Source organism: Roseovarius sp. MBR-79, assembly GCF_053628555.1.
Window position 1 is genome coordinate 23,112 of record NZ_JBRJGP010000012.1, and the last position, 14,128, is coordinate 37,239.

The 14,128-nt window shown below is 64.6% G+C and carries 20 protein-coding genes and 1 tRNA gene; 18 read left to right on the forward strand and 3 right to left on the reverse strand.

Translation table 11 applies throughout. From position 1 onward, the window contains the following. Window positions 1-7: 7 nt before the first annotated feature. The 3 genes from pgeF to lgt are packed head-to-tail and all read right to left on the reverse strand — an operon-like array spanning window position 8 to window position 2,717. Window positions 8-763 carry a peptidoglycan editing factor PgeF gene (pgeF, locus tag ACSSV8_RS13230; RefSeq protein WP_454282748.1) on the reverse strand — a complete coding sequence of 252 codons (756 nt, stop codon included), beginning with the start codon at window positions 761-763 and terminating at the stop codon, window positions 8-10. Further along, complete coding sequence (locus tag ACSSV8_RS13235) at window positions 760-1,824, reverse strand: class I SAM-dependent methyltransferase (RefSeq protein WP_454282749.1); 1,065 nt, start codon at window positions 1,822-1,824, stop codon at window positions 760-762. The genes pgeF and ACSSV8_RS13235 overlap by 4 nt, the downstream gene beginning before the upstream one ends. After that, entirely contained in the window at window positions 1,821-2,717 is an 897-nt protein-coding gene (gene lgt, locus ACSSV8_RS13240) for a prolipoprotein diacylglyceryl transferase (RefSeq protein WP_454282750.1), read from the reverse strand. Before lgt ends, ACSSV8_RS13235 begins: the two co-directional genes overlap by 4 nt. A 97-nt stretch (window positions 2,718-2,814) precedes the next feature. Here lgt and ACSSV8_RS13245 point away from each other — a divergent pair, with 97 nt between their 5' ends. The 18 genes from ACSSV8_RS13245 to rplL all read left to right on the forward strand — a co-directional run bounded on the left by ACSSV8_RS13245 (window position 2,815) and on the right by rplL (window position 13,842). After that, entirely contained in the window at window positions 2,815-3,060 is a 246-nt protein-coding gene (locus tag ACSSV8_RS13245) for an accessory factor UbiK family protein (RefSeq protein WP_354539259.1), read from the forward strand. 282 nt (window positions 3,061-3,342) lie between these two features. Then, complete coding sequence (gene sdhC, locus ACSSV8_RS13250; RefSeq protein ID WP_354539258.1) at window positions 3,343-3,726, forward strand: succinate dehydrogenase, cytochrome b556 subunit; 384 nt, start codon at window positions 3,343-3,345, stop codon at window positions 3,724-3,726. A gap of 10 nt (window positions 3,727-3,736) precedes the next feature. Beyond that, window positions 3,737-4,108, forward strand: a complete 372-nt coding sequence (sdhD, locus tag ACSSV8_RS13255) for a succinate dehydrogenase, hydrophobic membrane anchor protein (RefSeq protein ID WP_354539257.1) — start codon at window positions 3,737-3,739, stop codon at window positions 4,106-4,108. Between the two features lie 12 nt (window positions 4,109-4,120). Continuing rightward, on the forward strand, window positions 4,121-5,923 hold the full coding sequence (gene sdhA / locus ACSSV8_RS13260) for a succinate dehydrogenase flavoprotein subunit (protein ID WP_454282751.1): 1,803 nt from the start codon (window positions 4,121-4,123) through the stop codon (window positions 5,921-5,923). Window positions 5,924-5,934: 11 nt separating this feature from the next. Then, entirely contained in the window at window positions 5,935-6,348 is a 414-nt protein-coding gene (locus ACSSV8_RS13265) for a hypothetical protein (protein WP_454282752.1), read from the forward strand. A gap of 6 nt (window positions 6,349-6,354) precedes the next feature. Then, window positions 6,355-6,678 carry a succinate dehydrogenase gene (locus ACSSV8_RS13270; protein ID WP_454282753.1) on the forward strand — a complete coding sequence of 108 codons (324 nt, stop codon included), beginning with the start codon at window positions 6,355-6,357 and terminating at the stop codon, window positions 6,676-6,678. Window positions 6,679-6,691: 13 nt separating this feature from the next. Further along, window positions 6,692-7,471 carry a succinate dehydrogenase iron-sulfur subunit gene (locus tag ACSSV8_RS13275; protein ID WP_454282754.1) on the forward strand — a complete coding sequence of 260 codons (780 nt, stop codon included), beginning with the start codon at window positions 6,692-6,694 and terminating at the stop codon, window positions 7,469-7,471. Between the two features lie 15 nt (window positions 7,472-7,486). Beyond that, window positions 7,487-8,200: a ZIP family metal transporter gene (locus tag ACSSV8_RS13280; protein ID WP_454282755.1), complete on the forward strand. Its 714-nt coding sequence runs from the start codon at window positions 7,487-7,489 to the stop codon at window positions 8,198-8,200. A gap of 84 nt (window positions 8,201-8,284) precedes the next feature. Then, a tRNA-Trp gene (locus ACSSV8_RS13285) sits at window positions 8,285-8,360 on the forward strand. 238 nt (window positions 8,361-8,598) lie between these two features. Beyond that, window positions 8,599-9,162: a hypothetical protein gene (locus ACSSV8_RS13290; protein WP_454282756.1), complete on the forward strand. Its 564-nt coding sequence runs from the start codon at window positions 8,599-8,601 to the stop codon at window positions 9,160-9,162. Window positions 9,163-9,219: 57 nt separating this feature from the next. Beyond that, window positions 9,220-9,417 (forward strand): preprotein translocase subunit SecE, encoded by a 198-nt coding sequence (gene secE / locus ACSSV8_RS13295; RefSeq protein ID WP_354539251.1) that lies wholly within the window; start codon window positions 9,220-9,222, stop codon window positions 9,415-9,417. A gap of 80 nt (window positions 9,418-9,497) precedes the next feature. Beyond that, entirely contained in the window at window positions 9,498-10,241 is a 744-nt protein-coding gene (locus ACSSV8_RS13300; RefSeq protein ID WP_454282757.1) for a hypothetical protein, read from the forward strand. Next, window positions 10,241-10,687 (forward strand): hypothetical protein, encoded by a 447-nt coding sequence (locus ACSSV8_RS13305; RefSeq protein ID WP_354539249.1) that lies wholly within the window; start codon window positions 10,241-10,243, stop codon window positions 10,685-10,687. The genes ACSSV8_RS13300 and ACSSV8_RS13305 overlap by 1 nt, the downstream gene beginning before the upstream one ends. 159 nt (window positions 10,688-10,846) lie before the next feature. Then, a complete protein-coding gene (nusG, locus tag ACSSV8_RS13310; protein ID WP_354539248.1) occupies window positions 10,847-11,380 on the forward strand; it encodes a transcription termination/antitermination protein NusG in 534 nt (177 codons plus the stop codon). 109 nt (window positions 11,381-11,489) lie between these two features. Then, a complete protein-coding gene (gene rplK / locus ACSSV8_RS13315) occupies window positions 11,490-11,915 on the forward strand; it encodes a 50S ribosomal protein L11 (RefSeq protein ID WP_354539247.1) in 426 nt (141 codons plus the stop codon). A gap of 1 nt (window position 11,916) precedes the next feature. Beyond that, a complete protein-coding gene (rplA, locus tag ACSSV8_RS13320; RefSeq protein WP_354539246.1) occupies window positions 11,917-12,615 on the forward strand; it encodes a 50S ribosomal protein L1 in 699 nt (232 codons plus the stop codon). A gap of 254 nt (window positions 12,616-12,869) precedes the next feature. Continuing rightward, window positions 12,870-13,388 carry a 50S ribosomal protein L10 gene (rplJ, locus tag ACSSV8_RS13325; protein ID WP_354539245.1) on the forward strand — a complete coding sequence of 173 codons (519 nt, stop codon included), beginning with the start codon at window positions 12,870-12,872 and terminating at the stop codon, window positions 13,386-13,388. A gap of 73 nt (window positions 13,389-13,461) precedes the next feature. Continuing rightward, complete coding sequence (rplL, locus tag ACSSV8_RS13330; protein ID WP_354539244.1) at window positions 13,462-13,842, forward strand: 50S ribosomal protein L7/L12; 381 nt, start codon at window positions 13,462-13,464, stop codon at window positions 13,840-13,842. Window positions 13,843-14,128: the final 286 nt, after the last annotated feature.

Genomic DNA, 14,128 nt, shown 5'->3' on the forward strand with positions numbered 1-14,128 from the left:
GGATGCATCAGAGCCGGATTGCCGAGATTAGCCGCCCGTAATCCGCCTCATTCGCATGGGTGCTGCGGCGGTAGGAATAGAAGCGTTCGGGGTCCGCATAGGTGCAATGGCGCGTCCATTCCGCATGGCCCACGCCTGCGCGGCGCAGCCTGTAAAGGCCATAGCCGGGCAGGTCGAACTGATAACGGTCGCCGTGGCCATTGGCAAAAAAGCGGGCGCTTTCGGGCGTGTGGGCAAGGAACTCCTCGAGCAGTTCGGGGCCGACCTCGTAGGCGCTCTGGCTGATCGTCGGCCCGATCACGGCGGTGATGCTGGCGCGCCGTGCGCCGAGTCCTTCCATCGCCTCGATCGTGGCCTCGAGCACCCCGTCGCGCGCGCCGCGCCATCCGGCATGGGCCGCTCCGATCACGCCGGCATCGGTGTCGGCGAAGAGCACCGGCTGGCAATCGGCGGTCAGAACGGCCAGTGCCACGCCCGGCGTCGCCGTCACCATGGCATCGGCGCGCAGCTTTTCGATCAGAGGGCCGGTGACCGGCACGACATCCGCCGAATGGACCTGATGCACGGTCACAAGGTGACCGGGTGCCACCTGCATCGCATCGGCCACGCGGGCGCGGTTGATGGTCACGATCTCGGCCTGATCCGACGACCCCGCGCCGCAGTTGAGGCCCGAGAATATCCCCGAGGACGCGCCGCCGCGCCGGGTAAAGAACCCGTGGCGCAGGGGGGCAAGCGCGTCGGCGGTGATGATCTCGAGCGTCATGGGTCCAGTCCGGGTGGCGGTGGCGCGCCGGGAGGGTAGAGCCCCAGCACCTTGAAGAGCGTCCCCATTTCCTGCGCGTCGGTCAAGCGCCGATATGCAGCAAGGTGGCTGTCCAGCGCCGCCCCCGAAAGGCCGCGCGCCAGTGCCTCGGCCCGTCGGGCCAGCCCGAGACGCTCCAGAAACACGCCCTGCGGCGTGAGGCGGGTATGGGCAGCGGGGGCGGCGGCGCGGGCGAGCGCCTCGAAATCGACATGCGCGGTCAGGTCCGCAGCGCCCGGTGCGGCAAGGGGATCGGTGGGCGCATGGCCCGCCACGGCCTGAAACGTGTCCCCCAAGGAGCGCCAGTCGCCATAGTCGATCAGCAGCGCAGCGCCGCCATGCCCGGCGATGCGGGCACCGATATGTGCGGCGATGGCCGCCCCCGGCGCGCAGGTCTCCACGATGTCGCCCGGCCGCGTATCCGCCTGCCGGTGATCGAGCGCGGGCAGGGTGCATTCGGGCCCGAGACCGAGGGTAAGGCGGTCCCCGGTCAGGCCCACAACCCGCTCGTGCCAGCCGCTTTCGCCGCGCTGGAACTGGCGCACTGGCAGCGCGTCAAAGAATTCGTTGGCAACAAGGTAGAGCGGGGCCGGGGGCAGATCCTCCACCCGGCCGCACCATGTCACATCGCCGCGCCCGAGGGTCGCGGCCTGCACCTTGCGCAGGGTGGGAGAGGTCTCGACCAGATGCAGCCGCATCGCGGCGTGAAAGCCGGGAACAGCGCGGGTCGCGCGCAAAAGGTCCGCCATGAGCGTGCCGCGACCGGGGCCGGTCTCTGCCAGCGTGAACGGCGCAGGTGCCCCCTGATCAAGCCAGCACTGCGCAAGGCACAGCCCCAGCAACTCGCCGAACATCTGGCTGATTTCCGGCGCGGTGGTGAAATCGCCGCCCGCGCCGAACGGGTCGCGCGTGGCGTAATAGCCGTGGGATGGGTCCATCAGGCAGGTGGCCATATACTCGGCAAGGCTCATCGGGCCGCTTGCACGGATGCGCGCGGCGAGGGCCCCGGCCAGCGCGGTCATGCAGGCAATGCCCGCCGTCGCGCCCAAAGGACCATGCCAAGCCCGAAGGCAATCATCGGCAGCGACAGCGCCTGCCCCATGGTCAACCCGTAGCCACCGACGTGAAAGGCAAGCCCCAGCGGATTGCCGGGGGTGATGAACTGCGCATCGGGCTGGCGGACGAATTCCACCGCGAACCGCGCCATCCCGTAGCCCGCAAAGAAAAGCCCCGTCAGTGTGCCGGGAAGGCGCAGCGCGCCGCGCCGCCAGCCCAGCCACAAGAGCACCGCGCCGAGAAGGAGCCCCTCGAGCGCCGCCTCGTAAAGCTGCGAGGGATGGCGCGCGCACATGCCCGCCAGCGCGCCCGCGCAATCCTGTGCAGCAGACCCTGGAAAGATCACGCCCCAGGGCAGGTCGGTCGGCCGCCCCCACAATTCGGCATTGATGAAATTGGCGATCCGTCCGAGCAAAAGGCCCACCGGCGTCACCATGCAGAGCGCATCCGCGACCGAAATCCAGGTGATACCGCGCGCGCGCGAAAACAGGATCACCGCCAGCACCACGCCCATGAGACCGCCGTGAAAGGCCATGCCGCCCTCCCAGACCTGAAGGATCTGCGCGGGGTTCGACAGGTAGTAGCCGGGCTGGTAGAACAGCACATATCCCAGCCGTCCGCCCAGGATCACGCCAAGGATCACCCAGGTGAGCAGATCCTCGACATCCGCAGGCTTCATCGGGGCGGCACCACCGGGCCAGAGCGCCGGCCGCTTGACCGTGGCCACGACGATCCGCCAGCCGATCACGATGCCGACGATATAGGCCAGCGCATACCAGCGCAGGGCGAATTCCATGCCGAAGATCGGGATCGTGAAAATCTCTGGCGATATGTCGGGGAAGGGGAGGGCTGCTTGCATGGGGTCTCAATGCCTTTGGCCTGTGGGGAAAGTCAACCTTGTGATCGTCTCGCGCCCGACCATATAAAGGGCGAATGTAACGCCGGAGGTAAGTGCCATGCAGACGCGCAACAAGGTGCTCGACGATCTGAGCCAACTCATGACCAACGCCATGGGCGTGGCGCAGGGCGCGCGCACCGAGGCCGAGACAGCGATGAAATCGCTGATCGACCGCTGGCTGGCGGATCGCGATTTCGTCACCCGCGAGGAATTCGACGCCGTGCGCGCCATGGCGCAGAAGGCCCGCGAGGAGAACGAGGCGCTCAAGGCCCGGATCGAGGCGCTGGAAAAGAGCGCGGGCTGATCGCGGCTTGTGATCACAATTTTCATGCAGACACGCCGCACGTGTGAATCTGTAGCAGCAAGAGACTCAATGCCGCTCTGCGGCGTGGATCCGAAACCGGTTTCCGAACGAATGTGATCACACGATTATTTATGTGATCACAAAGCCCCGTTTTTTGCGGCGAATTGTCAGGTTAACCCGGATTTTTATGAGCTTGCAGGTGACAGCCGCGGCAAAAACCTCCAAAACGGGCGCAGCTTGTGCGGCCCCCATGCCGCCGCCGACCACCCCAAGGAGGTTTCCATGGCCGAGACCAAGCCGGTTGAACGCCCGCTTTCCCCGCATTTGCAGGTCTATCGCCCGCAACTCACCTCGATCACCTCGATCCTGACGCGGATCACCGGCAACGCGCTGATCATAGCGGCGCTCCTGATCGTGTGGTGGCTGCTCGCGGCCTCGACCTCGGACGCCTATTTCGCGCTGGCCGATGCGGTGCTGACCTCCTGGTTCGGCGATCTGGTGCTGACGCTCTCGCTCTGGGCGGTGTGGTATCACTATCTGGCGGGACTGCGGCATCTTTATTTCGACGCGGGCAAGGGCATGGACATTCCGACGGCGGAGAAACTGGGCTGGGGTTGCATCATCGGCTCGGTCGTTCTGACCGTCATCACGCTGCTTTTGGTCTGAGGAGGTTGTCATGCGTTATCTGACCGCACGCAAACGCGCCGAGGGCAAGGGTGCCTCGGGCACGGGAACCGAGCATTTCTGGTATATGAAACTGTCGGGCGTAGGTCTTGCGCTCATCATCCCGGTGTTTCTGGTGGCCTTCGGGCGCACGCTTGGCGGCGACCGGGCCGAGGTTCTGGACAACCTCGCGCATCCCGCCATGGCAATCCTGACGGCGCTGGTGCTCTTCTTCGGGCTGCGCCACTTCGCCGCCGGGGCGCAGACCATGATCGAGGATTATACCCATGGCAGCACACGCCGGGGCCTGATTATCGCGGTGACCGTTCTAAGTTACGGGATGATCGCCACCGGGCTTTTTGCCCTTGCCAAGATCGCGCTGTGAGGACCTGAAAACATGGCTGCTTATGAATACGAGACGCATGATTATGACGTCGTGGTTGTGGGCGCGGGCGGCGCGGGGCTGCGCGCGACGCTGGGGATGGCCGAACAGGGGCTGCGCACGGCTTGCGTGACCAAGGTGTTCCCGACCCGCTCGCACACGGTGGCCGCACAGGGCGGCATCGCGGCAAGCCTTGGCAACATGGGCCCCGACAGCTGGCAATGGCACATGTTCGACACCGTGAAGGGCTCGGACTGGCTGGGCGATACCGACGCGATGGAATATCTCGCGCGCGAGGCCCCCAAGGCGGTCTATGAGCTGGAGCATTACGGCGTGCCGTTCTCGCGCACCGAGGAGGGCAAGATCTATCAGCGCCCGTTCGGCGGGCACACGACCGAATATGGCGACGGCCCGCCCGTGCAGCGCACCTGTGCGGCAGCCGACCGCACCGGCCACGCGATCCTGCACACGCTCTATGGCCAGAGCCTCAAGCAGAAGGCCGAGTTCTACATCGAGTATTTCGCCATTGATCTGGTGATGACCGATGGTGCCTGCACCGGCGTTGTCTGCTGGAAGCTCGACGATGGCACGATCCATGTCTTCAACGCCAAGATGGTCGTGCTCGCCACCGGCGGCTATGGTCGGGCGTATTTCAGCGCGACCTCTGCCCATACCTGCACCGGCGACGGCAACGGCATGGTGGCGCGGGCGGGGCTGCCGCTGCAAGACATGGAATTCGTGCAGTTCCACCCCACCGGGATTTTCGGTGCCGGGTGCCTGATTACCGAGGGCGCGCGCGGCGAAGGCGGCTATCTGACCAATTCCGAGGGCGAGCGCTTCATGGAGCGCTATGCGCCCAACTACAAGGACCTTGCCCCGCGCGACTATGTCAGCCGCTGCATGACCATGGAAATCCGCGAGGGGCGCGGCGTGGGGGCGGGCAAGGACCATATCCACCTGAACCTCTCGCACCTGCCGCCCGAGGCGCTGCACCTGCGCCTGCCCGGCATTTCCGAGAGCGCGCGCATCTTCGCCGGTGTCGATGTCACCAAGGAGCCGATTCCGGTCCTGCCCACCGTGCATTACAACATGGGCGGTATCCCGACGAACTATTGGGGTGAGGTTCTGAACCCGACCAAGGACGACCCGAACGCGGTGGTGCCCGGCCTGATGGCCGTGGGCGAGGCGGCCTGCGCCAGCGTTCACGGGGCCAACCGGCTTGGCTCCAACTCGCTGATCGACCTTGTCGTGTTCGGGCGCGCGGCGGCAATTCGTGCGGGCAAGGTGGTGGACGCCGAAAGCGCCGTGCCCGCCACCAACGCGGCAGAGGTCGACAAGGCGCTTGACCGGTTCGACGGGCTGCGCCACGCCACGGGTGCGATCCCGACCGCCGATCTGCGCCTCGAGATGCAAAAGACCATGCAGGCCGATGCCGCCGTCTTCCGCACCGACAAGACCCTGGCCGAAGGGGTCGCAAAGATGACGGCGGTTGCGGGCAAGATGGGCGATCTTTCGGTTACCGACCGCTCGCTGATCTGGAACAGCGACCTGATGGAAACGCTGGAACTGACCAACCTGATGCCCTGCGCGCTGGCCACCATTTTCGGGGCCGAGGCGCGCAAGGAAAGCCGCGGTGCGCACGCCTCCGAGGATCACCCGACGCGCGACGACAAGAAATGGCGCGTGCACACGATTGCCCGGATCGGTGAGACGGATGTGGCTCTCAGCTATCGCCCGGTGATCGAGACGCCGCTCACCACCGAGGCCGAGGGCGGCATCAGCCTCAAGAAGATCGCTCCCAAAGCGCGCACGTTCTAAGGAGGAAGGTCATGAAGAGCGTCAAACCAAAATTACAACTTGGCCTTGTCTTTACCGCTCTGGGTTTTTTAGGGCCTGTGACGGCGAGCGCAGATGTGAATCGCTATATCCCGGTCCTTGAGCAGCGAACGGCGATTTTGGATTGCAGATACGAGATGGGGCTTCGTGGTGCCGCGCGGTTTGGTGCGGAATGGCCCGAGCTTCCGCCCGGCGGGCAAACCATTACCTGGATCCTGCCGGGATCGAACCTGAGTCCGGCGCAGGCGGACCGGGTGAACGCGTGCGCCGATGAGAGGCTGGGGCGAAATCCGACGCCGCGATTTGCCGTGGAACGTCGTGAACACACCGAACGGCGTTACAGCGCTTGCCCACGGCATGCGCCAGTGATCGTTGGCGGTTCGACCTACTGTCTACGCGGGAACTGAGAGAAAATGCGGGGGATCGCGCTTTCCTGTTTTGCGCTTCTGGCGCTCGGCGCGTGCGAGGCGACCAATCAAGTGGCCGACGGCATCGCGCGCGAGCGGGCGAAGGCGGTGGTCAACAGCGTTGTCACCCAGAGATTTCCGGGGGTGAACCCCGCCCCCGTCAGCGATTGCATCATCGACGCGGCCTCGGCGGGCGAGATTGTCCGCATCGCGAGTGCCAGCGTCACCGGCGTGACCCCCGAGGTCGTGCAAGAGGTTGTCGGCATCGCACAACGCCCCGAGGCGACGCGCTGCATTGCCCAGAATAGCCTGACCCTTCTGGGCGGCTGAAAGGAGTAGCACAATGGTTCAACTCACCCTCCCCAAGAATTCGCGCATGACCACGGGCAAGACATGGCCCAAGCCCGAGGGGGCCAAGAACGCGCGCAAGTTCCAGATCTATCGCTGGAACCCCGACGACGGGCAAAACCCGCGCGTCGATACCTATTTCGTCGATCTGGATGATTGCGGGCCGATGGTTCTGGACGCGCTCATATATATCAAGACGAAAATCGACCCGACGCTGACCTTCCGCCGCTCCTGCCGCGAGGGGATCTGCGGCTCCTGCGCGATGAATATCGACGGGATCAACACGCTGGCCTGTATCTACGGGATGGACGAGATCAAGGGCGACGTGAAGATCTACCCGCTGCCGCATATGCCGGTGGTCAAGGACCTGATCCCCGACCTCACGCATTTCTACGCGCAGCACGCCAGCATCATGCCGTGGCTCGAGACCAAGACCAACCGCCCGGCGAAAGAGTGGCGGCAGTCGATCGAGGACCGCGAAAAGCTTGACGGGCTTTATGAATGCGTGATGTGCGCGTCCTGCTCCACCTCCTGCCCCTCCTATTGGTGGAACGGCGACAAATACCTCGGCCCCGCCGCCCTCCTGCACGCCTATCGCTGGATCATCGACAGCCGCGACGAGGCGACGGGCGAGCGGCTCGACGAGTTGGAAGACCCGTTCAAGCTCTACCGCTGCCACACGATCATGAACTGCACGAAAACCTGCCCGAAGGGCCTCAACCCCGCCAAGGCCATCGCCGAGATCAAGAAGATGATGGTCGAACGGCACGTTTGAGCGAAAGCAGGGCGCATGGGAAGCGACGGATTATGGTTTGCGCTGCTCCTTGCCCTTGGTGCCGGGACGGCGATGCCGATTGGCGCCGCGCTTGCGCTTTCGGCCACCTGTCGAAAACTCCCCGCCGCTGCCACCCATGGCATAGTGGCATTTGGTGGCGGGGCGCTTCTGGCGGCCATTGCGCTGGTTCTGGTGCCCCATGCACGCGAGGACCTGACGGCTCCGCTTGCGCTCGGAGCCTTCTCCGCCGGGGGCATCGCGTTTTTCGTCATCGACCGCTTTCTCGAAATGCGCGGCGGGCGTGGCTCGCAGCTCATGGCGATGCTGCTCGATTTCCTGCCCGAGGCGATGGCCATCGGCGCGATGCTCGTGGCCGAGATCGAGAGTGCGCTCTTGCTGGCAGGGCTGATTTTCCTTCAAAACCTGCCTGAAGGCTTTGCTGCCTTCCGCGACATCGTGAGCGGCGGCGCGGTGCGGGGGCGCAGGATCGTGCTGCTTTTCGCCGGGCTTGCGCTGCTCGGGCCGGTCTGCGCCGCGCTCGGCTTCGGTTTCCTGTCCGAGATGCCGCAGGTGCTCGGGGTCATCATGATGTTCGCCGCGGGTGGAATCCTTTATCTGATCTTTCAGGACATCGCACCGGCCGCACATGACGGGCACAGCTGGCTGCCCCCGCTCGGCGCGGTTTTCGGCTTCACGCTGGGGCTGGCGGGCGATCTTCTGATCGGCTGAAGGTATGGGCGGCGAGGTGCGCGCATAACCCCGTGCCCCCCGCTTGACGGGCGCGGTGAAAGCAAATATCACCAGCCCAATCGCAGGGGTATAGCTCAGTTGGTAGAGCGACGGTCTCCAAAACCGTAGGTCGCGGGTTCAAGCCCTGCTGCCCCTGCCAATTTTCAAGACCGGACCAGAGGTAAGCGCGCTTCGCGCGATGCGTGTGCGCAGCGGCTCTATACACCTAAACTTTGCCCAAAATACCGCTCAAATGTGTTGAAAATCGGAAATGCCCCGGTTTTGACGCGGGTTTGCCACTTTTGCGCCACATTTGCGCCCCAGAGAAACCACGTATCGGCAATGCCTGAGGGTTGCGCCGGGCCGCGTGGGGGCGTGGAAAAGAGAGTGCTGCTGTTATGGGACCTGATAGTGCCCGGGGCGAGACCCCATCCAAACATTTCTTTCTCGATGCCGAGGAATTTGCCGCGAAGCCGCCTGCGGATGCCGCGACGACGGAAATTGCCGTTCGCAACGCGGTCACGACCATCGGCAAGATCATGCGCGAGGAGCGCACGATGCGCCGCCGTGACGGCCTGCCCGTGCTAGAGGATCAACTGGTGCTCGAGGCCGTCGCACCACCCCGCCGCAAACCCGGCCTGCCCAATCCGGGGCTCTTGATCGCGCGGGTGCGCGGGTGGCGGCCACGACCGGTGCATGCAGGTTGGGCGCTTCTGTTTCTTGCCGTTGTGATCTGGCCGCGGGCGGTGCTCATCGCCATGCTGGCCGTGTTCGTGCTCTGCCTGTTCGGCGTCGCGCTTTTCGGGCAGCCGCGTCTGCAAGCGATCCGTCACGACCTGTCCGCGCGCCTCAGGGAGATTCGCGCGAAAGTTTCGCCGGAGGCCGACGACGACGCGTTCGACCACATGCCGGACCCCTTTGATCGCATCGGCGACGCGGGGCGGAACCGTCTCGGCTCTTGAATTCGCGGTCCGTGCCGCGTATGTCGCGGCAGGACACAGTCAGGAAAGACGGCACAGATGGCAGGCACGAACCCGCTTCAGTTCATTCAGCAGGTCCGATCGGAAGTGGCCAAGGTCGTCTGGCCAACCCGCCGAGAGGTGGTGTTGACGACGGTGATGGTGTTCATCCTCGCCACGCTGACGGCGATTTTCTTCGCACTGGTCGATTTGGCGATCCGGGGCGGGCTTCAGGCGGTGCTGGGCATCTTCGGCTGAGCCGACCGTCTTTTGCCGGTTGACCTTGCACGCTCTCCGGGCGCAACCTGCGGGCGACGGCATGTGAGGGCGCGAGGCACGTGGCAGATACATTCTGGACATTCGGATCGGGCACTGGCGGCACGGGCACGGGGCAGGATGACCGCAGCGTGTTCGACCGGGCCATTGATGTCCTGCGCGCCGATGTCACCGCTGCGGCGGCGATGGCCACCAATGACGCGCAGGTGCGGCTGCTCTATCAGCGGCAGATTTCCGAGGCGGCAAGCGCATTGGAACGGGCGGCGCGCAGCGGTCAGTTGAGTTGGTCGCAGGCCGCGGATGAGGCGATGATTTTGCGCAACACGACGCTCGAGGCGCTGCGCGGGCGGACCTCGCCGGTCGGGCGCGCGCTCGCAGAGCAGATGAAGGCGTCGGGTCTGAACCGGCAAACTCTTCTGGCCCGCTATACCGAACGGCTCTTCGGGTCCGGAGCGCGGTTTGACCGCTTGTCGGCGGCGGAGCAGCAGCGTGTTTATGCCGAGGTCGTGCGCGCCTCCGGGCGGTCGAACCCGCAGGTCAACGCGATGATGCAACGCGCGTCGCGATTTGGCCGGGGACTGATCGTGCTGAGCATCGGAGTATCCGTCTACAATATAGCTGTCGCGGACGATCCCGGCGCGCAGGCGGTCGAAGAGGGCGCGGTGATGGGTGGCGGCATCGCGGGCGGCATCGCGGGCGGCGCGGCGGCGGGGCTTGTCTGCGGCCCCGGCGCGCCGGTCTGTGTCGGCATCGGGGCTTTTGTCGGCGGCGCGCTCGCAGTCTTCGGCGTGAGTCTGTTCTTCTGATGGTCACCGGGCCGACCTGGCAGGTTCTGGAACACCGCGAGCAGTCCGAAGAGCCCGCCATGCGGGTGCGCTGTGCTCCATCCGGCCCCGATCTGTGGGTGCCGGGACGGCATGTTCTGGCGGTGTTCGAGGTCGGGACGGAGTGGCTTCTGTTCGCCGATCACGACAGCCCGTTCGAGGAATCGCTTGAAATCTGTCTCCTGTCGCGGGCGGGACTGACGGATCAGGTGAGCCTTGCGTTTTTCGGCTGGGCAAGTGCCGGGATCGTGCCCGAGCGGATCGCCGAGCGTGTCTTTGGCTTCACGTTTCCCGCCACGCGGCGCTGGCGGCTGGAGCTGGGCGCGCGCCCTGCACCGGTGCGGCCGCGTCTGGGGGTGCATCGCCACGGGCGCTGGCTCTCGCGGCTCTGGCTCTCGGGCGCGGGGCAGGGTGCAGAAAGCCCTTGAATTCACGGCGAAACGGGGCTAGTTCGCCCCACAGTCCGGATGAAAGGCGCGCGGCGATTCGTGTTGCGCGCCACTTTTAATTTTCGGCGATGCGGTCACAACCGCTTGAAAGAATACAAAAAACCGGCCTCGTGTCGGGAAGCAAGGGCAAGGTCGGCAATGGCAAAGCGGTGGTACTCGGTCAGCGTTCTCTCGAATTTCGAGAAGAAGATCGCCGAGCAGATCAGGCAGTCGGTGATCGACAATGGCCTTGAGGACGAGATCGACGAGGTTCTCGTGCCCACCGAAGAGGTGATCGAGATCCGTCGTGGCAAGAAGGTCACCGCCGAGCGGCGCTTCATGCCGGGCTATGTGCTCGTGCACATGGAGATGTCGGACAAGGGCTATCACCTGATCAACTCGATCAACCGGGTGACCGGGTTCCTTGGCCCGCAGGGTCGCCCGATGCCGATGCGCGACAGTGAGGTTCAGGCGATCCTTGGCCGTGTGCAGGAAGGCGAGGAAAGCCCGCGCACCCTCATCCACTTCGAGGTGGGCGAGCGGGTCAAGGTCAATGACGGCCCTTTCGAGGATTTCGACGGCATGGTCGAATATGTCGACGAGGATCATCAGCGCCTGAAGGTGTCGGTGTCGATCTTTGGCCGGGAAACGCCGGTGGAACTGGAATTCACGCAGGTCACGAAACAGACCTGATCCCCGTGAGCCGTGGGAGGCGAGGCGGCCGCGGCCGCCGGACCGCACCACACAACAAGAGAGCCGGAGGGGCGCGCCCTGACGGCGTTGGAAGCGAAGGAGAGGCCGGATGGCCAAGAAACTGATCGGGACGCTCAAGCTTCAGGTGAAAGCCGGGCAAGCCAATCCCAGCCCGCCCGTCGGCCCGGCCCTGGGCCAGCGCGGCATCAACATCATGGAATTCTGCAAGCAGTTCAATGCCAAGACCGCAGACATGGAGCCCGGTGCGCCGTGCCCGACCGTGATTTCCTACTATCAGGACAAGTCCTTTGTCATGGACATCAAGACGCCGCCCGCGTCGCATTACCTGAAGAAGGCCGCCAAGTTGAAGGGCGGCTCCAAGACGCCGGGCCGCACCACGGCGGGCACCGTCACCATCGCGCAGGTGCGCGAGATTGCCGAAGCCAAGATGCAGGATCTCAACGCCAATTCCGTCGAGGCGGCGATGCAGATCATTCTCGGCTCCGCGCGCTCCATGGGCATCGAGGTGAAGTAAGATGGCAAAACTTGGAAAACGGACCCGTGCCCTGCGTGAGGCTTTTGCCGGCAAGGACAATGTGACGGTCGAAGAGGCGATTGCCCTGATCAAGGGAAATGCCAGCGCGAAATTCGACGAAACCGTTGAAGTCGCCATGAATCTCGGCGTCGATCCGCGCCATGCGGACCAGATGGTGCGCGGCGTCGTGGGCCTTCCCAACGGCACCGGCAAGACCGTGCGCGTCGCCGTCTTCGCCCGTGGCGCCAAGGCCGATGAGGCGCAGGCCGCAGGTGCCGACATCGTCGGCGCCGAGGATCTGATGGAGATCGTGCAGGGCGGCAAGATCGAGTTCGATCGCTGCATCGCCACGCCCGACATGATGCCCGTGGTGGGCCGTCTCGGCAAGGTGCTTGGCCCGCGCAACCTCATGCCCAACCCCAAGGTCGGCACCGTGACCATGGATGTGGCGCAGGCGGTCAAGGACGCCAAGGGCGGGCAGGTCCAGTTCAAGGTCGAAAAGGCCGGGGTCATCCATGCCGGGATCGGCAAGGCCTCGTTCGACGCCGAGAAACTGGCCGAGAACCTGCGTGCCTTCGTCTCTGCCGTGCAAAAGGCACGGCCCGCAGGTGCCAAGGGCACCTATGTCAAGAAAATCTCGCTTTCGTCCACCATGGGCGCGGGCGTGTCGGTCGACGTCAACAGCGCCGTCACCGAATGAGATCTCGCCCCGGTCCGTCAAGGGCCGGGGCGGATGGCGGGGCCATGCGGCCCTGTCCTGTCCGAGACGGAGGGTTCGTCGCAACCGCGGCGAATAAATCCTTCCTGAGATGGGGAACGAGATGAGATTCCAGCCGGGCGCTTTGGCTCTCGGGTGATCTTGGCCTCGGGACCCCTTGTTTTGGACCCGAACGCCGTCCCCTCGGGGGTGGCAAACCTGAGCCGGGGGGAAACCCCCAAATTTGGAGTGAAACTGTGGATAGAGCCCAGAAAGAGAAAGTGGTCGAGGAACTCGGCCAGATCTTCGAAAGCTCTGGCGTCGTGGTGGTTGCCCACTACACGGGTCTGACAGTTGTCGAAATGCAGGATCTTCGTGCCCGCGCCCGTGCGGCAGAGGCATCGGTCCGCGTTGCCAAGAACAGGCTCGCCAAGATCGCCCTTGAGGGCAAGCCCTGCGCAAGCATCGCTGACTACCTCTCGGGCATGACCGTGCTCACCTTCTCCGAAGACCCCGTGGCAGCAGCCAAGGTGGCCGAGGACTTTGCCAAGGCGAACAAGAAGTTCGAAATCCTTGGCGGGGCAATGGGTGAGACGGCTCTGGACCGGGCCGGTGTCGAGGCCGTGTCGAAAATGCCGTCGCGCGAGGAGCTTATTGCCTCCATCGTCGGCTGCATCGGCGCGCCTGCTTCGAACATCGCCGGGGCCATTGGCGCACCTGCCTCGAATATCGCGAGTATCCTCTCGACGATCGAGGAAAAGGCCGAGGCTGCATAAGGCAAGACTGTCACATTCGCGTAGGGTCGTGCCCGACGTTGGAACACATATAGAAAACGGAAAGAGCTGAAAAATGGCTGATCTGAAAAAACTCGCGGAAGAGATTGTCAATCTGACGCTTCTCGAAGCACAGGAACTGAAAACCATCCTCAAGGACGAGTATGGCATCGAGCCCGCCGCTGGCGGCGCTGTGATGATGGCGGGCCCTGCCGGCGATGCCGGCGGCGAAGCCGCCGAAGAGCAGACCGAATTCGACGTGATCCTGAAATCGGCCGGTGCGTCGAAGATCAACGTCATCAAAGAGGTCCGCGCGATCACGGGTCTTGGCCTCAAGGAAGCCAAGGACCTCGTCGAGGCCGGTGGCAAGGCCGTCAAGGAACAGGTCTCCAAGGCCGAAGCCGAAGAAGTCAAGGCCAAGCTGGAAGCAGCCGGCGCCGAGGTCGAACTCAAGTGATCCCGCCTGTGGCGGGATCATCCCGGGCCTGACCCTGGATCTCCTGCCGCACGGCAGCGCCCCGGAGCCTGTCCGGTGCGTTTCAGGATTACAGAACCAAAAGGCTGGATCCGGGCATGTCCGGGTCCAGCCGAACCTGTCTCAGAGAGGCCCCGCCCGTGCCGGGGGTTCTTTCAGGCGAGGTTCTTGCGATCGGGAGGCCGTCATTGGGACGATGGCCGCGAATGGATCGCCCCGCCCTCTCTGAGGCCCTCGGCGCTGGTGCCCGACAGCGACCGCGGCCGGT